Annotated in this window: 15 protein-coding genes; 10 read left to right on the top strand and 5 right to left on the bottom strand. The window is 72.5% G+C overall.

What is annotated here, in order from left to right:
* Nucleotides 1-23 precede the first annotated feature (23 nt).
* The 7 genes from hrcA (at nt 24) to ACQPZQ_RS36005 (ending at nt 7,403) form a co-directional block, all read left to right on the top strand.
* Nucleotides 24-1,043 carry a heat-inducible transcriptional repressor HrcA gene (gene hrcA, locus ACQPZQ_RS36035; RefSeq protein WP_241037830.1) on the top strand — a complete coding sequence of 340 codons (1,020 nt, stop codon included), beginning with the start codon at nt 24-26 and terminating at the stop codon, nt 1,041-1,043.
* Nucleotides 1,044-1,109: 66 nt separating this feature from the next.
* Nucleotides 1,110-2,264, top strand: a complete 1,155-nt coding sequence (gene dnaJ / locus ACQPZQ_RS36030; RefSeq protein WP_344726896.1) for a molecular chaperone DnaJ — start codon at nt 1,110-1,112, stop codon at nt 2,262-2,264.
* 114 nt (nt 2,265-2,378) lie between these two features.
* Entirely contained in the window at nt 2,379-2,840 is a 462-nt protein-coding gene (locus tag ACQPZQ_RS36025; RefSeq protein ID WP_433288435.1) for an alpha/beta fold hydrolase, read from the top strand.
* An 83-nt stretch (nt 2,841-2,923) separates the two neighbouring features.
* Nucleotides 2,924-3,667, top strand: a complete 744-nt coding sequence (locus tag ACQPZQ_RS36020) for a 16S rRNA (uracil(1498)-N(3))-methyltransferase (RefSeq protein WP_433288433.1) — start codon at nt 2,924-2,926, stop codon at nt 3,665-3,667.
* 361 nt (nt 3,668-4,028) lie between these two features.
* Nucleotides 4,029-4,841 carry an alpha/beta hydrolase family protein gene (locus ACQPZQ_RS36015; protein WP_433288431.1) on the top strand — a complete coding sequence of 271 codons (813 nt, stop codon included), beginning with the start codon at nt 4,029-4,031 and terminating at the stop codon, nt 4,839-4,841.
* Nucleotides 4,842-4,936: 95 nt separating this feature from the next.
* Nucleotides 4,937-5,710 (top strand): cyclase family protein, encoded by a 774-nt coding sequence (locus tag ACQPZQ_RS36010; protein ID WP_433288429.1) that lies wholly within the window; start codon nt 4,937-4,939, stop codon nt 5,708-5,710.
* Nucleotides 5,711-5,774: 64 nt separating this feature from the next.
* Entirely contained in the window at nt 5,775-7,403 is a 1,629-nt protein-coding gene (locus tag ACQPZQ_RS36005; RefSeq protein ID WP_433288427.1) for a thiamine pyrophosphate-binding protein, read from the top strand.
* An 11-nt stretch (nt 7,404-7,414) separates the two neighbouring features.
* Here the strand turns inward: ACQPZQ_RS36005 and ACQPZQ_RS36000 are convergent, their stop codons facing one another.
* From ACQPZQ_RS36000 to ACQPZQ_RS35985, 4 genes are read right to left on the bottom strand one after another with little or no spacing between them, the layout of a single operon-like run.
* Nucleotides 7,415-9,403: a vWA domain-containing protein gene (locus ACQPZQ_RS36000; protein WP_433288425.1), complete on the bottom strand. Its 1,989-nt coding sequence runs from the start codon at nt 9,401-9,403 to the stop codon at nt 7,415-7,417.
* Complete coding sequence (locus ACQPZQ_RS35995; RefSeq protein WP_433288423.1) at nt 9,387-12,413, bottom strand: alpha-mannosidase; 3,027 nt, start codon at nt 12,411-12,413, stop codon at nt 9,387-9,389. Before ACQPZQ_RS35995 ends, ACQPZQ_RS36000 begins: the two co-directional genes overlap by 17 nt.
* A gap of 54 nt (nt 12,414-12,467) precedes the next feature.
* A complete protein-coding gene (locus ACQPZQ_RS35990) occupies nt 12,468-13,796 on the bottom strand; it encodes a M1 family metallopeptidase (protein ID WP_433288421.1) in 1,329 nt (442 codons plus the stop codon).
* 2 nt (nt 13,797-13,798) lie between these two features.
* Nucleotides 13,799-17,686, bottom strand: a complete 3,888-nt coding sequence (locus tag ACQPZQ_RS35985) for a Pls/PosA family non-ribosomal peptide synthetase (protein WP_433288419.1) — start codon at nt 17,684-17,686, stop codon at nt 13,799-13,801.
* Nucleotides 17,687-18,044: 358 nt separating this feature from the next.
* On the opposite strand from ACQPZQ_RS35985, the gene ACQPZQ_RS35980 reads away from it, so the two are divergent.
* Both ACQPZQ_RS35980 and ACQPZQ_RS35975 read left to right on the top strand, forming a co-directional pair.
* Nucleotides 18,045-19,070, top strand: coding sequence for a PhoH family protein (locus ACQPZQ_RS35980; RefSeq protein ID WP_433288417.1), 1,026 nt, complete (start codon nt 18,045-18,047; stop codon nt 19,068-19,070).
* A gap of 60 nt (nt 19,071-19,130) precedes the next feature.
* Nucleotides 19,131-20,738 (top strand): alpha/beta hydrolase, encoded by a 1,608-nt coding sequence (locus tag ACQPZQ_RS35975; protein ID WP_433288415.1) that lies wholly within the window; start codon nt 19,131-19,133, stop codon nt 20,736-20,738.
* A 65-nt stretch (nt 20,739-20,803) separates the two neighbouring features.
* Here ACQPZQ_RS35975 and ACQPZQ_RS35970 read toward each other — a convergent pair whose 3' ends face one another.
* Complete coding sequence (locus ACQPZQ_RS35970) at nt 20,804-22,051, bottom strand: D-arabinono-1,4-lactone oxidase (RefSeq protein WP_433288413.1); 1,248 nt, start codon at nt 22,049-22,051, stop codon at nt 20,804-20,806.
* A 74-nt stretch (nt 22,052-22,125) separates the two neighbouring features.
* On the opposite strand from ACQPZQ_RS35970, the gene ybeY reads away from it, so the two are divergent.
* Nucleotides 22,126-22,662 (top strand): rRNA maturation RNase YbeY, encoded by a 537-nt coding sequence (ybeY, locus tag ACQPZQ_RS35965; RefSeq protein ID WP_241037845.1) that lies wholly within the window; start codon nt 22,126-22,128, stop codon nt 22,660-22,662.
* Nucleotides 22,663-22,664 lie beyond the last annotated feature (2 nt).

Genomic DNA, 22,664 nt, shown 5'->3' with positions numbered 1-22,664 from the left:
CACGAACCGGGGAGGAACGCCGCGTGAACGCCGACGAGCGTCGCTTCGCGGTCCTGCGGGCGATCGTGGCGGACTATGTCGCCACGCATGAGCCTGTGGGCTCGAAGATGATCGTCGAGCGCCACAATCTGGGCGTCTCCAGCGCCACCGTACGCAACGACATGGCCGTCCTCGAGGAGGACGGACTGATCGCCCAGCCGCACACCAGCGCAGGGCGGGTACCCACCGACAAGGGCTACCGCCTGTTCGTCGATCGGCTGGCGCAGGTCAAACCCCTGTCGCTGGCCGAGCGGCGTGCGCTGCAGGCGTTCCTCGACGGCGCGATCGACCTCGACGACGTGCTGCGGCGCAGCGTGCGGCTGCTGGCGCAGCTCACTCGCCAGGTCGCCGTGGTGCAGTACCCCACGCTCACCCGCTCCACCGTGCGCCACTGCGAGATCGTGGCGCTCACCCCGGCGCGGCTGATGCTGGTGGTGATCACCGACAGCGGCCGGGTGGACCAGCGGGTGGTGGATCTCGGCGAGGTGCTCTCCGACGACCAGGTCGCGCAGCTGCGCAGCCTGATCAACGGGGCGCTTGCCGGCCGCAGGCTGGCGGCCGCGTCCGTCGCGGTGGCCGACCTGCCCGAGTCCGTCCCGCCCGAACTGCGTGACGTGATCGTCACTCTCTCCACCGTGCTCATCGAGACCCTCGTCGAGCACCCCGAGGAGCGGCTGCTGCTGGGCGGCACCGCCAACCTCACTCGCAACGCGGGCGACTTCCCGGGTTCGCTGCGGCAGGTCCTCGAAGCCCTCGAGGAACAGGTGGTGGTCCTCAAGCTGCTCGCCTCCGCGCAGGATCCCGGCACCGTCACGGTGCGCATCGGCGAGGAGAACGAGGCCGAGGAGATGCGCGACACATCCGTGCTGTCGATCGGATACGGCCCCGGCACCGTTCTGGGTGGCATGGGTGTTGTCGGCCCCACCCGGATGGACTATCCGGGCTCGATCGCGGCGGTCCGTGCGGTGGCGCGGTACGTGGGTGAGATCCTGGCAGGGCGCTGACAGGGCATTATCGATCCGGCACGAGTTGTGAACGGTTGAGCGAGAAGGACCATGGGGAACGCCAGGGTGGCACGGGACTACTACGGGATCCTGGGCGTCGACAGCGACGCCGGGCCCGACGAGATCAAGCGGGCGTACCGCAGGCTCGCGCGCGAGCTGCATCCCGACGTCAACCCCGACGCGGCGGCACAGGAGCGGTTCCGCGAGGTGAGTGCGGCCTACGAGGTGCTGTCCGACCCGGAGAAGCGCCGCATCGTCGACCTGGGCGGCGACCCCCTGGGTAACGGCGCAGGCGCCCGCGGTGGCGGCGGCGACCCGTTCAGCGCCTTCGGCTTCGGCGACATCATGGACGCGTTCTTCGGCGGCCAGGGCGGTGGCCGTGGACGTGGCCCGCGCAGCCGTGTGCAGCCGGGGGCCGACGCTCTGATCCGGATGCACCTCACGCTCGAGGAATGCGCCACCGGTGTCACGCGTGACCTCACCGTCGACACCGCCGTGCTCTGTTCGGTGTGCACGGGCTCGGGCTGCGCGCCCGGCAGCGCGCCCACGATGTGCGACATCTGCAACGGCCGCGGCGAGGTGCAGAGCGTTCAGCGCTCGTTCCTCGGCCAGGTCGTCACGTCCCGGCCGTGCCCCAACTGCCGCGGGTTCGGCGAGGTCATCCCCGAGCCGTGCCGGCAGTGCGGCGGCGACGGGCGGGTGCGCTCGCGGCGTTCGGTCGGCGTGCGGATCCCGGCCGGTGTGGCCGACGGCATGCGGGTGCGGCTGGCCGGACAGGGCGAGGTCGGGCCCGGTGGCGGTCCGGCGGGCGACCTGTACGTGGAGGTCGAGGAGGAGCCGCACGAGCTCTTCACGCGCGACGGCGCCGACCTGCACTGCACCGTGGAGCTGCCGATGACCGCGGCCGCCCTCGGCACCACACTGCCGCTGCCCACCCTCGACGGGATGGAGGAGCTGCACGTCGAGCCGGGCACGCAGGCGGGCACGGTGCGCACGCTGCGGGGCAAGGGGATGCCGCGGCTGCGCTCCAGCGGACGGGTGGACGGCCACGGCGACCTGATGGTGCACGTCGACGTCGCGGTGCCGACCAGCCTCACCAAGGAGCAGACCGAGCTGCTGCGCCAGCTCGCCGCGCTGCGCGGGGAGGAACAGCCCGACCTGGCCGCGGGCAACCGCAACGGCCACGGCATCTTCTCCCGGCTGCGCGACTCGTTCCGCTGACCTGCCTGACCGGTGAATGCCCGGTTCCACTGAGGTGGACACACTCGTCGACGCCGGTGGTCTGCCCACCTGGTACGCCGTGCGCGGTTCGGGCGAGCCCCTCGTGTACCTGCAGTGGGGCTCGGCGACTCGCGCGAGCTCGGGCCGGCCGTGCAGGCCTACGCCGCGCACTTCCGGGTCTTCGCGCCCGACCGCCGCGGGTACGGGCGCACCCCGGACGTGCCGGGGCCGTTCACGTACGAGGTGACGGCCGCTGACACGGTCGCGTTCCTGGAGCCCGTGGTCGGCGGGTCGGCGCATCTCGTGGGCTACAGCGACGGGGCCACGCCGGCCCTGCACGTCGCGCTGCGCCGCCCCGACCTCGTCCGGTCACTGGTCCTGATGAGCGGCCAGTTCCACCACACCGGACTGCTGCCCGGGATGTTCGGGAGTTCGGAGGCGGCCGCGGCCGACTGGCGGGCTTGGTGCCGAACGCGGAGCTCGCCGTCGTGCCAGGCACATCGCACGTCCATGTCGCGGAGAAGCCCGAGCTCGTCACGAGGCTCGTGCTGGGCTTCCTCACGGAAGATCCGGTGACCACGATCGCGCCGGTCCGCCGGGCCGCGCATTCCTGAACCCGCTGCCGCCCGCCCCGGTCCCGGGCGCGGGAGGATCGTCTCGTGAGTACCGCACCACTGTTCCTCGTCGACGCGCTGCCGTCCGGCGACCGCGCTGTCCTCGACGGGCCCGAGGGGCGTCACGCGGCCACGGTCAAGCGGCTGCGTCCGGGCGAGGCCGTGCAGCTCGCCGACGGCCACGGCGGGCTCGCCCATGCCGTCGTCGACGCGGCAGGCCGCGACACCGTCGACCTGACCATCACCTCGCGGGTCGTGCTGGACCCCCCTGCGCCTCGCGTGCTGCTCGCCCAGGCCCTCGTCAAGGGTGACCGCGGCGAGCTGGCCGTCGAGATGGCCACCGAGGCCGGGATCGACGGGATCCTGCCGTGGCGAGCGGCGCGGTGCATCGTGCGCTGGGACGACGGGCCGCGCGGGGAGAAGGCGCTGGGCCGTTGGCGCAGCACGGTCCGCGAGGCGGCCAAGCAGTCCCGGCGCCCGTGGTTGCCGCACGTCGAGGAGCCCGTGACGACCGGGGATCTGGCGCGGCGGGTGGGTGCCGCGGCCGGTGCGCTGGTGCTGCACGAGGGCGCGGGCGACCGGCTCGCGGACATCGCCGACGAGATTCCACGCACCGGCGACCTCCTGCTCATGGTCGGCCCGGAGGGTGGGATCACCGACGAGGAGCTCGAGACGCTCGTGGCTGCGGGTGCCCGGTCCGTGCGGCTGGGTCAGGAGGTGTTGCGGGCCTCGACCGCGGCCGCCGTCGCGCTCGGTGCGCTCGGTGTGCTGACCGATCGTTGGAGCTGATCAGTCGGGCGCCGGTCCCCGGATGGGCGGCACACCCGTTCGTCAGGTCAGTACCGATCCGCCGTTTGCCCGGCGGACTACCGGCGCTCTCATCAGCTTTGACGACCCCGGGTGCCCCCGTCCGGGTCCAGATACGTCGGACCTGCGGGTTCATCCGGGTGAGGACGGCTTTCGCGGTTCGTTCCTCGCGGTACCTTCTGTCGGAATCCGGTCGTGCAGGCGGCCGGCCCGCACCGTGAGCGTGCTCGCCCACGGGGCCGCCGGTGGAGTCCCCCTCAGCCGGCGGAGTCACGTCGCGGTGGGTGTCCCCCCACGTCCACCGCGACGTGACGAATGGGTTTTCCGTGTCATGATCCCGTCCGTGAGTCGCCCAGAGGCCCCACTCCGGTTCGAATACGGCATCCACCCTGCCCAGTTCGGCGAGCTGACCCTTCCGTCAGGCGATGTCCGAGCGGTGGCCGTCGTGGTGCACGGTGGTTTCTGGCGGCAGACCTACGGGCTCGAGCTGGGTCGCCCGCTGGCCGCCGACCTCGCGGACGCCGGGCTCGCCGCATGGAACATCGAGTACCGGCGGGTGCCGGTGCCGACCGACAGCACCGGCTCCGCCGACGACAACAGCGGCGGCTGGCCCCGTACGTTCGATGACGTCGCGGCGGCAGTGGATGCGCTGGCCGGTCCGGTGCAGGACGCGGTCGGTGGCCGGTTGCCGCTGGACCGTGTCGTCGCCGTCGGGCACTCCGCCGGCGGGCACCTCGCCACATGGCTCGCCGCCCGTCCGGGACTTCCCGCGGGTGCGGCCGGCGCGGCTCCTCTCGTCGCATTGCGCGGCGTCGTCAGCCAGGCCGGTGTGCTGGACCTCGTCGACGCCGCCGAACGCCGGGTGGGCAGCGGTGCGGTGCAGGCGCTGCTCGGCGGTGACCCGTCCGACGTCCCGGACCGGTACGCGCTCGCCTCGCCCATCGCCCGTCTCCCGATCGGCGTGCCGGTGGTGTGCGTGCACGGCACCGCGGACGTGAACGTGCCGATCCGGCAGAGCGAGCGGTTCGTGGCTGCGGCCGGAGCCGAGGCCGAGCTCGTCACGTTGCCGGGGGTGGACCACATGGCGCTGATCGACCCGTCGAGCGCCGCGTGGCGCGCCTGCCGCGACGCCCTGGAGAGCCTCCTCAAGGACTAGTACTTCGCGCACTGGGCGGATATGCAGTCATGCGCAAGGATCATTGGGGATCGCGATTACGCCCACGACCACATGCCGATCTCGGAGGAACCGCCATGCCGGTGCTGCAGAACCTGCTCGACGCGCTACGCACGCGCACCGTCGAGGTCATCGACCTCACCGCGCCGTTGCACAGCGGAACCCCGGTTCTCCAGCTGCCTCCGCAGTTCGCCAACGCCTCGCCGTTCGGGGTCACCGAGATAAGCCGTTACGACGACCGTGGCCCCGCTTGGTACTGGAACGACATCCAGACCTCGGAGCACACGGGCACGCATTTCGATGCGCCGGTGCACTGGGTGACCGCGAAGGACGGCGAGGACATCGCGCAGGTGCCGGCCGCTCGCCTGGTAGCGCCCGCCGCCGTGCTGGACTTCTCGGCGGAGTGCGAGAAGAACCCGGACTTCCTGCTCGAGATCGACCACGTCCGTGCGTGGGAGTCCGAGCACGGGCCGCTCCCGGAGGGCGGCTGGCTGCTCTACCGGACGGGTTGGGACGCCCGCAGCGATGATGCCGACGCGTTCCTGAACGCCGACGAGACGGGGTCGCACACGCCCGGTATCTCCGTCGAGTGCGCGAAATGGCTCGCCGAGGAGGCTCCGGTGATGGGGCTCGGCGTGGAGACCGTGGGCACCGACGCGGGTGCGGCGCACTCGTTCGACCCGCCGTTCCCGTGCCACTCCTACATGCTGGGCGCGGGCAAGTACGGGCTGACCCAGCTGCAGAACCTTGCGCAGCTGCCCCCCACCGGCGCGGTGGTGATCGCGGGTCCGCTGCCGATCGTCGGCGGGTCGGGGAGCCCGGCCCGGGTGCTGGCGCTGGTGGAGCCGTGATGGCGGACGGCGAGGGCGCCCGGCTGAACCGGCCGTATGGGCCCTGCGATCGGGAGGTGACCACATGATCGTCGCCGAGCTGGTGGGCCGTGCGCTCACCGAACTGGGAGTCGGGCACGCCTTCGGGGTGGTCGGGAGCGGGAACTTCCACGTCACCAACGCGCTGCGCGCAGGCGGCCTCCCGTTCGTGGCGGCGCGGCACGAGGGCGGCGCGGCGACGATGGCCGACGCCTATGCCCGCACGAGCGGGCGCGTCGGCGTGCTCTCCGTGCACCAGGGCTGCGGGCTCACCAACGCGATGACCGGGATCGCCGAAGCCGCGAAGAGCCGTACGCCGATGCTGGTGCTGGCCGCCGACACCGGCGGCGCCGCTGTGCGGTCGAACTTCCGGATCGACCAGGACTCGCTCGTCGAAGCGGTCGGTGCGGTCGCCGAGCGCGTCCACTCGCCGGAGTCGGCAGCCGACGACGTCGTCCGGGCCTTCCGGACGGCCGTCGAGCAGCGGCGCACGGTGGTGCTCAACCTGCCGCTCGACGTGCAGGCTGCCGCAGCTCCGCAGCCGATGCAGGTGCCCGCGCTGCCCGCACTGGCGCCGGTGCGGCCGTCCGCTGCGTCGGTGGCGGAGCTCGTCACGCTGCTGACGGCGGCGCAGCGCCCGGTGTTCGTGGCCGGTCGGGGCGCGCGCGAGGCGCGGGAGCAGCTTCGCGCGCTGGCCGAGGCGTGCGGCGCACTGCTGGCCACGTCGGCCGTGGCGAACGGGCTGTTCCACGACGACCCCTGGTCGCTGGGGATCTCCGGCGGGTTCGCCTCGCCGCTGGCCGCGGAGCTGATCACGCAGGCCGATCTGGTGGTGGGCTGGGGCTGCACGCTGAACATGTGGACCATGCGCCACGGCGCGCTGATCGGGCCGGGCGCCCGGGTCGTGCAGGTGGACCTCGACGCCGACGCGATCGGCGCGAACCGGCCGGTGGACCTTGGCGTGCTGGGTGACGTGGGCGCGACGGCAGCCGACGTGCTGGCGGTCTACCAGGAGCACCGCACGGGCTACCGCACCGGCGAGATCCGGGCGTCGATCGCCGAGCGCGGTCGCTGGAACACCGTCGCCTACGACGACCTCACCGGCCCCGACGGCATCGACCCCCGCACCCTGTCGATCGCGCTCGACGATCTGCTGCCCGACGATCGGACGGTGGCCGTCGACTCCGGGAACTTCATGGGCTACCCGAGCGCCTACCTGCGCGTTCCCGACGAGCACGGGTTCTGCTTCACGCAGGCGTTCCAGTCGATCGGGCTCGGCCTCGCCACGGCGGTCGGGGCAGCGCTCGCCCGCCCGGACCGGCTCGCCGTCGCCGCGCTGGGCGACGGCGGAGCGCTGATGGCCGCCGCGGAGCTGGAGACCGTGGCGCGGCTCGGGCTCCCGATGGTCGTCGTGATCTACGACGACCGCGGCTACGGCGCCGAGGTGCACCATTTCACCGGCGCCGACCACACCACCGTCACGTTCCCCGACACCGACATCGCCGCGATCGGGCGGGGGTTCGGCTTCGACGCCGTGACGGTGCGTACTCCGGACGATCTGAAGCCGGTGGCGGAGTGGGTGGACGGTCCGCGCACCGCCCCGATGCTGGTCGACGCGAAGATCGCCTCGGACGGTGGCTCGTGGTGGCTCGCGGAGGCGTTCCGCGGCCACTAGCGGCTTTCCCGCTACCGGGCGCGGCGGCGGCTGCGCAGCACGATGCCGGTGCCCAGGGCCACCACGAGCGCAGCACCGCCCGCGATCGTGGCCCAACCGGCAGGCGAGATCACCGTGGTGCTCGTGGCCTCGCCCCGGGTGGAGCCCGGGGCGGCGGCCACCGGCCCGGCGGCGGGCCTGCCGGGCTCGCCGAACAACCCGATCCGTTGCGCCTCGGGCGAGGAGAACGCGTACGCCGGGCCGGGCTCGGGGTCGCCGGTGACGGTGAGGTCGAGCTGGATCGGCACCGGGGCGGCGGTGCCGTTGTCGGTGTGGGGCGCGCCCACCTGAACGGAGATCGAGTACCAGCCGGCCACGCTCTGCGTGCGGGTCGCCACCACGTCGGCGTTCCGGTTGCCGTAGCGCACCGGCACGGTGGTGAGCGCGGGTTTGTTGCTCGGCAGCTGCCGGGCGTCGCCGTTGTACGACGAGAACTCCTCGCCGATCTCTTCGCGCGTCGGCGTGTACACCCGTGTGGAGACGGGAGAGAGGTTCTCGGTCCCTCGGCCCGGCGTCTCGCCGAGCCGCACGCGGTAGGTGAGTCCCTGCCCCCAGTCCAGCCGCACCCGGTAGAACACGAACTCACCGCGCTGCAGAACGTCTGCGTAGCTGCCGGAGCCGTCCAGCGTGCCGGCGACGTTGAAGGAGCCACCGCCCACCACGGGCCGGGGTGCACCCGTCGGCTCGACGAACGCGCCCAGAGGCAGTACCGCAACGGGCCCCGGGTCGGTCACCGCGGGCTCGACGCCGACGAGCAGCTCGACAGGGAGCCGCTCCGGCACGCCCGCCGACACCCGGTCCCACTCCAGCGCGAACCAGTAGCGGCCACCGCCCTTGCACGCGTCGCCGGTCGGGCTGCTGCCGGTGGCGTCCTTGGTGGCGCCGTCCCATGTGGTGGCGACGGTTAGCGCGGCTCCGTCCGATGACCTGCTCGTCTGCTCGGACACGAACTCGTGGCAGTCCTCGCCGCCGTCGCCGTAGGTGCGCAGCTGGAGGGTGTTGAAGTCGCTGACCACATCGATCCCGCGCAGGCGCGGGAAGGAGACCGTCGCGCTGAAGTAGGCCGTGGCGCCTGCGGGCACGTCGACCGCGTAGTAGCGCTGCTCGTGCTGACCGATCGTGTCGAGGTGCTGTCCCGGGCCGGCCGGCGGCGCCGCGTCGAAAGTCGGAGTGCCCGTGATGGGCGTGCCCGCAGGCTGGTAGTTGCGCAGCGCCGTGGCGGTGACGCGGGGGAGCACGCGTTGCAGTGCGCCGGCGTCGGGCGCGTCGGTGTAGGTGCCGCCGGTGGCCTGGGCGACGCAGGCGAGCTGGGCGCGGGCGACGGCGTCGACGCCGAAGCCGACGGCGTGGACGACGAGGTCGACGCCCTGCCCGGAGAGCGTGCGCACCACATCGCAGGGCTCGGGTGGGGCACAGGTGTCCTCGCCGTCGGAGACGAGCACGACCGAGCGGGGGCCCTCGGGCGGCAGCTGCTCGGCGGCCACCTGGAGGGAGCGCCCGATCGGGGTGTAGCCGCGGGGAACGACACCGTCGACGGCCGTGGCGAGTGCGGCCTTGTCGATCGCGCCCGGCGGGCGCAGCACCGTGACGTCCTGGCAACCCTGAACGCGTTCGGCGTCGGAGTTGCCGGTGCCGGTGCCGTAGACGGCGAGGCCGACAGGAGCGCCGTCGGGTGCGGCGGCGACCAGCGCGTGCACCGCTTTCTTGGCCGCGTCCATCTTGGTGCCGCCCGCAGGGTCCGCGCCCGTCATCGAGCCGGACGCGTCGAGCACCAGCATCGTCGGCGCGAGCTCGGCAGGCTCCTGCGCGCCCTGGGCGCCGGCGACGGGCCCGGCCAGCGTGAGGAGCACCCCCACGCCGAGCGCCACGAGGCCGATCCGGACCAGGTTCGACTCCGCGATGATCACGGGGCGTAGCTTTGCATGGCCGGGTTCGGCCGATTTGTCAGCCTCCTGCGCCACGCGCGAAGCGCAGCGTGACGATGCGGAACGGGCGCAGGGCCAGCCGGGTGCCGTCGGCGGACAGGGCCACCGGCTGATCCAGCGGGGTCTCCAGCAGGTCGGTCTCGACTACACCGGAGTGCGCGAAGTCCGCCCTGATCGAGGCCGTGGCTCGGCCGCCGTGCGCCTCGTAGAGCCGCACGACCACGTCGCCGCTTCCGTCCTCGGCGAGCTTCACGGCCTCGACGACAACGGCGGGATGATCGACCGTCACCAGCGGGTCGATCCCGGCCCGGCCACGTACCGTCCGCAGCGGCAGGTTGCGCCGATAACCCTCGGCCACGGCGTCGGCGATCGTGGCGCCCACGCGTAAGGAGACCGCGAGCCGGTGCTCCCCCTGGTCGGCGGTGGGGTCGGGGAAGAGCGGCGCGCGCAGCAGAGAGAGCCGCACGGTTGTGGTGGTGCCCCCGTCGGAGCGGGTGCTGCGGTTCACGTCGTGGCCGTATGTCGAGTCATTGGCCACCGCCACGCCGTAGTCCGGCTCGCCGACGTGCACCCACCGGTGGGCCACCGTCTCGAACCGCGCCGCATCCCACGAGGTGTTCGTGTGGATCGGACGGTGCAGGTGCCCGAACTGGATCTCCGAGGTCGCGCGGTCGGCGTGCACGTCGAGCGGGAACGCGAGCTTCAGCAGCTTCTGCCGCTCGTGCCAGTCGACGTCGATGACGACGTCGATCGCCGGCGAGCCGGCGGTCAGGCTCACGACCTGCGTGATCGTGGACGCCCCCGGCTTGCGGACGATCCGCACGGACACCCGCTCCGGTCCGCGCTCGAGCACCGTCAGCTCGTCGACGTCGACGAGATCGCGGCCGTGGCGCCGGTAGGTCTCGTCGATGTCCCAGGCGTCCCACTTCGCGGGGGTGTCGCGGTGCAGCTGGAGAAGGCTCGCGGTGGTGCCCGGTGCCACGACCTCGCGGTCGGCGGCGAGGTCGCGGACCGAGGTGAACAGCCCGCGCTCGTCGATGACGACCCGGACCGCGTCGTTGGCGAGCACGAGGCCCTCACCGCTCTCCTCGATCGTCGCCCGCCCGCCGGGACGCGACGGCGTCGCGCCGCCCAGGGCAGGCACACCGTCGCGGACGTACGGGCCGGCGTTCGCGGTGATCTCCTCGTCGCCCTGTCCCACGAGTGCCGCGAGCGATCGCGCGATGACCTCCTCGAGCTCCGCGCTGACGCGGGCATGGTTCCGCTCTGCCTCCTGGTGCACCCACGCGATCGACGTGCCCGGCAGGATGTCGTGGAACTGCTGCAGCAGCACGGTGTGCCAGCACCGCTCCAGCACGTCCGCGGGATACGCCGCGCCGGTGCGCACGGCGGCCGTGGCGGCCCACAGCTCGGCCTCGCGCAGCAGGTGCTCGTTGCGCCGGTTGCCCCGCTTGGTCCGTGCCTGCGATGTGTAGGTGCCGCGGTGGAACTCCAGGTAGAGCTCGCCCGACCACACCGGCGGCAGGGGGTACTCGGCCTCGGCCGTGGCGAAGAACTCCGCGGGCGAGGTCATCCGCACGGCCGGTGAGCCCTCCAGCGATCGGGTGCGCGCCGCGGCGGCGAGCATCTCCCGGGTCGGCCCGCCACCGCCGTCGCCCCAGCCGAAGGGCACCAGCGACGTGTTGGCCCTGCCCTTCTCGGCGTACTGACGCTGCGCCCGTGCCAGCTCCTGCGCCGAGAGCTGCGAGTTGTACGTGTCGACCGGCGGGAAGTGGGTGAAGATCCGGGTGCCGTCGATGCCCTCCCAGCGGAACGTGTGGTGCGGCATCACGTTCGTCTCGTTCCAGGAGATCTTCTGGGTGAGGAACCAGCGCGCCCCCGCCGCCGCGATGATCTGCGGCAGCGCGGCCGAGTAGCCGAACGAGTCCGGCAGCCACACCTCCTGCGGGTCCACGCCCAGCTCCTCGCGGAAGAAGCGCTTGCCCGCCACGAACTGGCGCGCCAGCGCCTCGCCGCCGGGCATGTTGGTGTCCGACTCCACCCACATCCCACCGACCGGCACGAACCGGCCCTCCGCCACGCGCGCCTTCACCCGCTCGAACAGTTCGGGGTGGTGCTCCTTGAGCCAGGCGTACTGCTGGGCGGAGGACGCGGCGAACACGAACTCGTCGTCGGTGTCCATCAGGGACAGGACGTTGGCGAATGTTCGGGCGATCTTGCGGACCGTCTCGCGCACCGGCCACAGCCACGCCGAGTCGATGTGCGCGTGGCCGACGGCGTGCACCCGGTGGGCGCTGGGGTAGGCAGGGCTCGCCAGCACACCGGCCAGCTCGGCCCGGCCCAGCTCAGCCGTGCCGGAGACGTCGTCCGGGTCGACGGCGTCGACGGCCCGTTCGAGCGCGCGCAGCACCTCGGCACGCCTCGGCAGGTCGGCGGGCAGCTCACCGACCAGCCCCGAGAGCGTCCAGACGTCCTGGGTCAGCTCCCAGACGGGGAGGTCGACCAGCGCGACGTCCACGCCGCCGAGGCGGTAGATCGGGTCCGAGCCCGCGGTGAGGAGGTCACCGAGCGGGCTCGGGGAGTACGTCCAGCCGCTCCCGACGTCGGGGTTCGAGGCGCCCTCGACGTAGAGGTCGACGGCGGATCCAGCGCCGTCGGGGAGAGGCACGTGCATGTTCATCGGCTCGACCGCGGCCACCACCACGCCGCCGGGCGTGTAGGCGAGCCCTTCGGCCTGGAAACCGGGGACGGCCGAGGAGAAGCCTAGGTCGACGACGAGCTCGGGCCGCGTGGCGGGATCGGTCCAGGCCGCCGGGACGGACCCGGTGACGTGGAACCAGACCGTGCCCCACGGCCTTCCCCACGCCGTGCCTGGGGTGATCGGTGTGTACTCCTGCCGTACGGCTTCAGCGAACGGAACGGGCTCACCAGGCGCCGTCCAGGCCGTCAGCTGGGCCGGGACGCGGTCCCGGTAGACAGCGGGGAGGAGTCGCTCGCGGAAGAACCGCGCGATCCGCGGGAGGACGAGAGCCGAGTCATCGTGCACGGTCCCATCCTGACTCCCGTCGGCAGCTGCGCAGAAGCCTCGGACGGCGTGGGCTCAGCGCGGCAGATCGGGAAGCGCCTCGCCGTACAGCCACTCGGAGAAGAACGCGGACAGATCGGCGCCTGCGTGCACGCCGGCGAGCGCGGTGAACTGTTCGGTGGTCACCGAGCCGTGCCGGTGCTGCGTGGTCCAGGTGCGCAGCAGGGCGAAGAAGCGCTGGTCGCCGATCCGCAGGCGCAGCGCGTGCAGGGCCAGCGCGCCGCGCTTGTACACGCGCTGGTCGAACAGCCGCTCGACGCCGGGGTCGGCGAGCACCAGGTCGGCGGGCAGGCCCGCCACCACCGCGTGCCACTCACGGGCGTGCGCCTGAGCCGCAGGCCCGCCCGACGCCTCCGACCACAGCCACTCCGCGTACGTCGCGAAACCCTCGTTGAGCCAGATGTGGCGCCAGTCGGCGATCGTCAGGCTGTTGCCGAACCACTGGTGAGCGAGTTCGTGCACCACCAGCCGCTCGTGGGTCCGCCTCCCGTCGATGTGGTTGGCGCCGAAGATCGACATGCCCTGGGCCTCGATCGGGTCGTCCAGGTCGTCGTCGGTCACCACCACCACGTAGTAGCCGAACGGGTACGGCCCGAAGAACGCCTCGCAGGTCGTCATGATCTGCCCGTGGCGCCCCAGGTCGCGGGCGGCGTTCTTGCGCAGGCGTGCCGGCACCCCGGCCGTCTGGGGGACACCGCCGCGGGCCAGCTCCAGCTGGTCGTAGCGGCCGATCTGCACGCTGACCAGGTAGGTCGCCGTCGGCTCCGGCCGTTCGAAGATCCACGTACGGCTGCCGGCGGAGCGCCGCCGACCGGTCGGTACGCCGGTCGCCAGCACCGTGTAGGGCGCTTCGGTGGTCACAGCGATCCGGTACGCGGCCTTGTCCGCGGGGTGGTCGTTGCACGGGAACCAGGAAGGCGCGCCGATGGGCTGGGCGGCGACGAGCGCCCCGTCGGTCAGCTCGTCCCAGCCGATGTCGCCCCACGGGCTGTCGATGGGCCGCGGGTTGCCGCCGTAGCGCACCTCGACGACGAACGAGGCGCCGGACGCCACCGGCCGGGCCGGTGTGACGTGGAGCTTCCCGCCGTGGTGGCTGAACCGTGCAGGCCTCCCGTCGACGCTGACGCGGGGGACCGTGAACGCACCGAGGTCGAGGCTGAACCGGCCGAGCGGCTGCCCGGCCACGGCCGTGAGCGTGGCGCGCCCGGAGAGCCGGTTGGAGCGGACCTTGTAGGCGAGGTCGAGGTCGTAGTGCTCGACCCGGTAGCCCCCGTTGCCGTGCTCGGGGAAATAGGGGTCGGCCGAGCGGCGGGCACCGGCCGGTGGCCCGGCCTTGGGGTCCATCCCTACCGTCCTCCGCGCGCGGGCCACGACGTGATCGGGTTGCCCAGCCAGCGGGTGTCGGCGGGCACCGCGTCGCCGCGGGTGATCAGCGATCCCGGGCCCACTGTGGTGCGCGCGCCGATCCCGGCGCCCGGCAGGACGATCCCGTGCGGCCCGAGCGTCGCGCCCTCGTCGAGCCGCACCCCGTCCATGCTCATGATCCGGTCGTGGAAGAGATGGGTCTGCACGACGCAGCCGCGGTTGACGGTGGCCCCGTCCCCGAGCCGGACGAGGTCGGACTCGGGCAGCCAGTAGGTCTCCAGCCACACACCGCGGCCGACCTTCGCGCCCATGCTGCGCAGCCAGGCGGTGAGCACCGGGGTGCCGCTCGCCGGGCCGACGAGCCAGGGCACCGCGAGCACCTCGACGAAGGTGTCGGCCAGCTCGTTGCGCCACACGAAGGAGCTCCACAGCGGGTGCTCCACCGCGCGGAACCGGCCGATCAGCAGCCACTTCACGGCGGTCGCCGTGGCGGCGGCGACGAGCCCGGCGGCGAGCAGGAACGGGCCGGCCAGCACAGCGGCGAGCAGCAGCCCGCCGGCGACGTCCACGGCCAGCAACGCGGCGAGCACGCCCGTGGCAAGAGCCACGGAGCACATCACCGGGACGGCCCGGCAGAGTTCGACGAGCCCGCGCGCCACCTTCAGCCTGCGCGGAGGATGGAACGTCCGGCTCGTGTCACCCTGCTCGACCGCCCGGCGCAGCGGCATCGGCGGCAGCCCGAGCCATGACGAGCCCTTCTTCGCCTTCCGCGGTGTCGAGGAGAGCACCCCGATCAGGCCACGGTTGGGCACCGAGCGGCCCGGGCCGGTCATGCCGGAGTTCCCGAGGAACGCGTGCTTGCCGATCCGTGCGGGCCCGACGTGCATCCAGCCGCCGTCCAGTTCGTACGTCGCCACCATCGTGTCGTCGGCGAGGAACGCCCCGTCGGCGACGGTCGTCATCCGGGGCAGCGCCAGCACGGTGGACGCCTCCACGTCCTTGCCGACACGAGCCCCGAGCAGCCGCAGCCAGACCGGCGTGAACAGGCTCGCGTACAGGGGGAACAGCGCGATGCGGGCCATCGCCATCAGGCGTTCGGTGGTCCAGACCTGCCAGCCCGCCCGGCTGTGGACGGGGTGGCGACCCGCCACCATCCCCGCGCCGAGCAAGCGCACACCGACGAGCACCAGTACGGCGTACCCGACGGCGTAGGCGAGCGCAGCCGGCGGGACGGCCAGCAGCGCGGCGCGCGCCACGGCGGCGGGCGTGGAGGCTCCGGACACCGCGAAGCCGACGATCACGAGCGTGGGCAGCGCGGCGAGCGCCGGGAACAGCCCGAGCACGGCCGACGTGACGCCGTAGGCCACCACCCAGAACCGGGAGCGGGGCGGCCGGTCCGCGGGCCGGCTCAGGTCGCTCCTGCCGGTGCGGTGGGCAGGCGAGCCCGACCAGCGCTGACCCGCGGGCACCGCGCCCTGCACCGTCGACCCCGGGGTGACCTCGGCGCCCCGGCCGACGCGAGCGCCGGGGAACAGGGTGCTGCGCGCGCCGACCCGTGCCCCAGCACCGATCCGGATCTTGCCGACGTGCACGACGTCGCCGTCGACCCAATGGCCGGACAGGTCGACCTCGGGCTCCACCGCGGCGCCCCGGCCGAGCTTGAGCATCCCCGTCACCGGGGGTGCGGAGTGCAGGTCGACGTCCTTGCCGATCTTCACCCCGAGCAAGCGTGCGTATTGCGTCGTCCACGACGCCGCGGTGACGCCGGTGGCCCCGGAGAGCTCGGCGAGCCGGGTGGCGGCCCACAGCCGGACATGCACCGAGCCGCCACGGGGATAGCTGCCCGAGTGCACCCCGCGTAGCAGGAGCCGGGCCCCGCCTGCGGCGATCCCGATCCGGCCCGGCGGGCTGAACAGCACCAGCCACCCCAGCACGAGCCACCACCACGGCACCGCGGGCGCCCACGGCAGCACCCCGGAGAGCGCGGCCAGCGTCAACAGCGCGGCCGCTGTCGTGGTGAAGCGGAGCCCGACGAGCGCCAGCATGGGCACCAGGAGCAGCGCCTGCACCATCCCGGTGGGCCGCGGAGTGGGCCTGACCTCGCGACGGGCGGTGGGCGCGGTGCTCTGCGCGTCGAGCCAGCCTGCGAGCTCGTGAAGCGTCGGGCGCAGGTAGAGGTCGTTGACCGACACCTGCGGATGCCGGACGCGGATCAGTGCAACCAGCTGGGCTGCGGTCAGGCTGCCACCGCCGTGGGTGAAGAAGTCGGCGCTCGGATCGGTGACGGGGGCACCGAGGATCTCGGCCCAGCCCTGCGCGAGCCAACCCTCCGTCGAGGTCAGAACGCCCGCCGCGACCAGGTCCTCGCCGGACCCCGATGGCAGCGGCCAGGGCAGTGCCTCGCGGTCGATCTTCCCGGACGTGCGGGTGGGCAGCTCGTCCACCACCGCGAGCAGCGGGACGAGCGAGGCGGGCAGGCGGTCGCGAAGCCGGTGCGCGGCGCTGTCGGTGTCGAACTCACCGGTCTCCGGGGCGACGTAGCCGACCAGGACCTGGTTGCCCGCCCGCGTCCGGCGCACCGCGGCCGCGGCAGCGCGCACACCGGGGAGCGCCTGCAGCGCGGCATCCACCTCGCCGAGCTCGATCCGCCTGCCGCCCAGCTTGACCTGCTCGTCGGCCCGGCCGATGAACAGCAGGCCGGCCTCCTCCGCGCGGACGACGTCGCCGCTGCGATAGGCGCGGGGCCAGTCGAGCGACGGCAGCGGAGCGAACTTCTGGGCGTCCTTCGCCCCGTCGAGGTAGCGGGCGAGCCCGACGCCGCCGATCACCAGCTCACCCGTCCCGCCCATCGGGACCGGCTCACCCTCGGCGTCGACGACCGCGAGCTGCCAGCCCTCGAGCGGGAGCCCGATGCGCACCGGGCCGTCGGCGGTGAGCGGCGAGGCGCAGGCGACCACGGTCGCCTCGGTCGGACCGTAGGTGTTCCACACCTCGCGGCCCTCCACAGCGACCCGCTCGGCGAGCTCGGGCGGGCACGCCTCACCGCCGAAGATCATCAGCCGGACGTCCTCGAGCGCGTCGGTGGGCCACAGCGCGGCGAGCGTCGGCACGGTGGAGACGACCGTGATCCGCTGCGCCGCGAGCCAGGGGCCGAGGTCGACGCCGGTGCGCACCAGCGACCGTGGGGCCGGCACCAGGCATGCACCGTGCCGCCAGGCCAGCCACATCTCCTCGCACGACGCGTCGAAGGCCACGGACAGGCCCGCGAGCACCCGGTCGCCCGGTCCGATCGGCTCGTCGGTGAGGAACATCCGCGCCTCCGCGTCGACGAACGCGGCAGCGCCGCCGTGCCGGACCGCCACACCCTTCGGGGTGCCCGTGGAACCGGACGTGAAGATGACCCAGGCGTCGTCCTCGGGGCGGGGGCGTCCGGGCGTGCCGACCGGGTCGTGGCGCATCGCGAGCGCGCAGCCGTCGCCGAGAACGGCGCAGACCGCCGCCTCGCCGAACACCAGTTCCGCGCGCTCGTCGGGATCCTCGGCGTCGACCGGGACGTACGCAGCCCCCGCCGCGAGCACAGCGAGGATTGCGACGTAGAGCTCGACCGTGCCGGAGGCGATCCGCACCCCGACCCGGTCACCGCGGCCGATGCCGGCGGTGGCCAGCCTGCGGCGGACGACCTCGACGTCGGCGGCGAGCCGTCGGTAGCTGAGGGCCACCCCACCGGCGTCGAGGGCTGTGGCGTTCGGGTGCAGCGCAGCGGTCGCCGCGAGGATGTCCAGCAACGTGCGCTGCGGCGCTGCGACATCCGTGGTGAAAACCGCAGGCCGCGCGGCCGAGCCGACCTGAACAGCGGCAGTGGTGGTCACGCGCAGCCTCCTGAGGCCGGTCGGGCGCTGGACGCGTGCACGCGGTGGATGGCCCGGCGGCCCATTTCTCACACCTTCCCGGTGCTCTGCACCGCGGCCTCACATCCGGGGGCCGACGGGTCTGTTGGCCTACCCAGGCACGGCAAACCGGCCACCCAAGGTAAACACCGGATGACGTGCGGGGCTCCGGGAGGTGCCGGACCTCACTCGGCCGAACGCGGAGGCATCGGCTACGGAAAGGTCGGGCGTTCTGTCGGGGTGTGGCGGTAACATCTGAGGGTCCTCAGGCAGCAGAGTCCCAGCAGATGGAAAGCAGGCGGCACAGCCCTTGTCACATCCGGATCCCGTCCAGTCCCGCATGGCCGTTCCGGACACCGCTCTGCTCGCGCTGCTGGGTTCGCGCGACGAGAGCCTGCGCGTCGCCGAGGAGTTGCTCGACGCCGACGTCCATGTCCGAGGTAATGAGCTCACCCTCACCGGATCCCCGGCCGACGTGGCCTTCGCGGAGCGGGTGTTCACCGAGCTGATCATGCTCGCCGAGCGCGGGCAGCAGGTCTCCACCGACGCCGTGCGGCGCACCGTTGAGATGCTCGCCGACGGCGAGGCCGACGAGCGCGCCCGCATCGGGGAGTCGCCCGCCGAGGTGCTGAGCCTCGACATCCTGTCCCGGCGCGGCAAGACGATCCGGCCCAAGACGCTCAACCAGAAGCGCTACGTCGACGCCATCGACGCCCACACCATCGTCTTCGGCATCGGCCCGGCCGGCACGGGCAAGACCTACCTCGCCATGGCCAAGGCCGTGCAGGCGTTGCAGGCCAAGATGGTCAACCGGATCATCCTCACCCGCCCGGCCGTGGAGGCGGGGGAGCGGCTCGGCTACCTGCCCGGCACGCTCTACGAGAAGATCGATCCGTACCTGCGCCCGCTCTACGACGCGCTGCACGACATGATCGACCCCGAGTCGATCCCGAAGCTGATCGCTGCCGGCACCATCGAGGTGGCGCCGCTCGCGTACATGCGCGGCCGCACGCTCAACGACGCCTTCATCATTCTGGACGAGGCCCAGAACACCACGCCCGAACAGATGAAGATGTTCCTGACGCGGCTCGGGTTCGGCTCCAAGATCGTGGTCACCGGTGACGTCACGCAGGTCGACCTGCCCGGCGGCACCCGATCGGGGCTCAACGTCGTGCGCGACATCCTCGGCGAGGTCGACGACGTCCACTTCTCGCTGCTGACCAGCACCGACGTGGTGCGCCATCGACTGGTGGCCGACATCGTCGACGCCTACGCGCGGTGGGACGCCGGCAACGAGCGGCCGAACCTGCGGGCGGCGGCGCCGCGCACGGGCCCGCCGCAGGACAGGCGATCGCGTCGGCGCTGACACCGCCGTGCCGATCCCGGTGGTTGCCCGAGGGACGTAACACCGACAGGATTCCCGTTCGTGAGGTTGTCCCGTCGCGCGGTCGTCGCGAGCACGTTCACGCTCCTGGTAGGACTGTCCATAGCCGTCCCGCCCGTGGCTGCGGCGGCGCCTGCACCGGCGCCCGCCCAGCCGGGGCTCGATCGTTTCCTGTCCCAGGAGCTGTCCTGGGGTCCCTGCACCGACTTCGCGCGCACGGATGCCGACCGGCAGACCTTCGCCGACCCCAAGTTCGACTGCACCTACCTCGAGGTGCCGCTCGACTATGCGAACCCGGAGGGCAAGACCGCCAAGATCGCCATGCTCCGGCAGAAGGCGCTCGACCCGGCGGCCCGGATCGGCTCGCTGTTCACCGACCCGGGCGGCCCCGGTGGCTCGGGTGTGAGCTTCCTGCCGTCGATCGCCGGCCTGATCGGCAACGGCGAGGTGGCCCAGAAGTTCGACCTGATCGGGTTCGACCCGCGCGGCGTCGGAGTCTCCGAGCCCACGATCGACTGCTCCAACACGGCTGAGATCGATGCCGATCGCGCGGACCTCGATCTGGACACCTCGCCGGAGGGCGTCGCGCAGACCGAGCAGGAGTACAAGGACTTCGCGCAGCGGTGCGCCGACCGTGTGGGCCTCGACGTCCTCGCCAACGTAGGCACCCGCGACGTGGCCCGCGACCTCCAGATCGCCCACCAGGTGGTGGGTGACGAGAAGCTGAACTACGTCGGCTACTCCTACGGCACGCACATCGGCTCCGAGTTCGCCGAGCAGTTCCCGCAGTCGGTGCGCGCGATGGTGCTCGACGGCGCGGTCGATCCGTCGCTGAACCCTGTGGAGTCGCGGCTCACGCAGGCCCGTGGCTTCCAGCGGGCCTTCGACAACTTCGCCAAGTCCTGCGTCGGGCAGGCCGGATGCCCGCTGGGCACGGACGTACCCGGCGCGTCGAAGAAGCTGCAGGATCTCCTGCGGCCGCTGATCAACACGCCGATCCCGGCCGAGGGCGGGCGCACACTGAGCTACAACGACGCCATGACCGGCGTGCTCACCGCGCTGTACTCCCAGTCGCTGTGGGGCTTCCTGCAGGAAGGGCTCGTGCAGGTCACGCAGGGCAACGGCGGCAACCTGCTGCGGCTGGCCGATGCCTACTACGAGCGGGCACCTGACGGCAGCTACAGCAACCTGCTGGAAGCCTTCCCGGTGATCAACTGCGTCGACTCCGACCGGCTCACCGACCGCAGCGTCGCGCTCGAGATCAGCAAGGAGTCGCTGGAGATCGCGCCGTTCTACGACGCGGGGGTCGGGCCGTCCGACGCGCTGGAGCAGTGCTCGTTCTGGCCGGTGCCGCCCACCAGCCAGCCCGGGCCCGTCGAGGCGCCGGGCCTGCCCACCGTGCTGGTCGTCTCCTCGACCGGCGACCCCGCCACCCCGTACGAGGACGGCGTGTCGCTGGCCAGGCAGATGAAGGCCCGGCTGCTGACCGTGGAGAACGACGGGCACACGGTGGCGCTCCAGGGGGCCAACGCCTGCGCGGATGCGGCTGCGACGCGCTACCTCGTGGATCTCACGCTCCCGGCGCAGGACACCACCTGCGCGCGGCAGGCCGCGTCCGGCGGTCAGCCGGCTCCTCAGGCAGGAGGCTGAGCCGCAGGCTCCACGGACGAGTGGCTCTCCTGGCCCGGCGCGGAATCCGCGCCGGGCCAGGTGCGTCAGGCAGGCAGGTAGCGGTCCACCATCGCGTTGCGGAACTTGCCTGCGGGGTCGTGCCGGCGCAGGAGCCGCTCCACGTCGGGCAGGCGTGGCCAGAGCGCCCGCACGGCGTCCGGCTCGATGCCGAACACCTTGCCCCAGTGCGGCCGCGCACCGAAGGGCTCCAGCACCGCCTCCACGGCGGCCACCACCGGGAGCACGGCGGCTGTGTCGGCGACCCAGGTGAAGTGCACCGCGGCGCTGTCACGCTCGTGGGCGAGGGAGAGCCACAGGTCGTCTGCGGCGATGGTGCGGATCTCGCACACCTGCAGGACGGGCGCGATCGTGTCGCGTATCCGGTCGAGGGCCCGCAAGGCGTCGACGAGCGAGCCCCGCGGAAGCAGGTACTCCGACTGCAACTCCTCGCCGCTGCTCGGGGTGAACTCCAGCCGGAAGTGCGGCAGCCGCTCGTTCCACGGGCCCACCACGCCCAGCTGTGGCGTGCAGTGCCGCGGGTCGACCCCACGCACCATGTGCCGCGGGCCGTCGGCGCGGGTGCTGCCGAGCCAGCGCAACGGGGGCTCGGGGTCGGTGTCGCGCTGCTTGATCCACACCTGCTCGAAGCCCTCGCCCTCCCAGTAGGTGAAGAGGCTGACGCTGTAGGCGGCCGCCAGCGCCTCCTCGACGTCGTCGAACCTGCGCAGGCCCTCGTAGACCCATTGCCGCAGGTCGAAGGCCGGGCGCAGGTCGAGCGTGAGTGTGGTGACGATGCCCAGCGCGCCGAGTGCGACCACTGAGCCCGCGAACTCGGCGTCACCCCGGCGCACCGTGCGCAGCTCGCCGTCGGCCCCCACCAGCTCGATGGCCGACACGGCCGTCGCGAGGGCGCCGTTCCCGTTCCCGGAACCGTGGGTGCCGGTCGAGCAGGCACCCGCGATGGAGATGTGGGGCAGCGAGCCGAGGTTGGGGAGGGCGAAGCCTGCCGCGGTCAGCATCCCGGTCACCTCGCCGTAGCGCGCCCCGGCCGCGACCGTGACGGTGGCGGCGTCCGGATCGATGTGCGCGATCTTCGGCAGGTCGGCGAGCGACACCAGGTCACCCGTCGTGTCGGCGATCGGGCTGAACGAGTGTCCGGTGCCCAGGGCCCGGATCCTGTCGCTCCCCGCCACCAGCTCTTGCAGCGCAGGAACGGAGTCCGGCCGGTGGAATCTGCCGGCCCCGAAGACGATGTTGCCCGCCCAGTTCGTGACGGATGCGCTGGTGCCCATGCAGCCGAACCTACCCACGGCCACGGGCTAGGCTGGGCCCCTGTTCATCACCGGCCGGATCAGGGGTTAATCGGGTGTCGATCGAGGTATGCAACGAGTCCGGCGTCACCGTGGACGAGTCGCTCATCGCCTCGGTGGCGAGGCACGCCCTCGACGCGATGCATGTCAACCCCGCAGCCGAGCTGAGCATCCTGGCCGTCACCACGGAAGTCATGAGCGAGTTACACGAGCGCTGGATGGACGAGCCGGGCCCCACCGACGTGATGTCGTTCCCGATGGACGAGCTCACCGAGGAGTCCCGACGGCCCGACGCCCCGGACATGGGGCCCGCGCTGCTCGGCGACATCGTGCTCTGCCCGGAGTTCGCCAAGGCGCAGGCCCGTCAGGCCGGCCACACGCTCTCCGACGAGCTGCATCTGCTCACCGTGCACGGCGTGCTTCACCTGCTCGGCTACGACCACGGCGAGCCCGACGAGGAACGCGAGATGTTCGCCCTGCAGAACAAGCTCCTCACCGACTGGCGCGCCGCCATCGCGGAGACCGCCGCTCGCGAGGCCCAGCGTCGCAGCGACGACGCAGTGCTCGGCACCGTCGGGCTCGAAGACAGCTGACG

The sequence above is a fragment of the Pseudonocardia sp. CA-142604 genome, assembly GCF_050948475.1.
Lineage (GTDB): Bacteria > Actinomycetota > Actinomycetes > Mycobacteriales > Pseudonocardiaceae > Pseudonocardia > Pseudonocardia alaniniphila.
Note: the sequence above shows the minus strand (reverse complement) of the source record. Positions and strands in the feature narration are given on the sequence as shown.

What these genes read in the sequence shown, in the direction of transcription:
- ACQPZQ_RS36010 (WP_433288429.1), top strand. Translation starts at nt 4,937, where the DNA reads ATGCCGGTGCTGCAGAACCTGCTCGACGCGCTACGCACGCGCACCGTC.
- ACQPZQ_RS36005 (WP_433288427.1), top strand. Translation starts at nt 5,775, where the DNA reads ATGATCGTCGCCGAGCTGGTGGGCCGTGCGCTCACCGAACTGGGAGTC.
- ACQPZQ_RS35990 (WP_433288421.1), bottom strand. Translation starts at nt 13,796, where the DNA reads ATGGACCCCAAGGCCGGGCCACCGGCCGGTGCCCGCCGCTCGGCCGAC.
- ACQPZQ_RS35980 (WP_433288417.1), top strand. Translation starts at nt 18,045, where the DNA reads ATGGCCGTTCCGGACACCGCTCTGCTCGCGCTGCTGGGTTCGCGCGAC.
- ACQPZQ_RS35970 (WP_433288413.1), bottom strand. Translation starts at nt 22,051, where the DNA reads ATGGGCACCAGCGCATCCGTCACGAACTGGGCGGGCAACATCGTCTTC.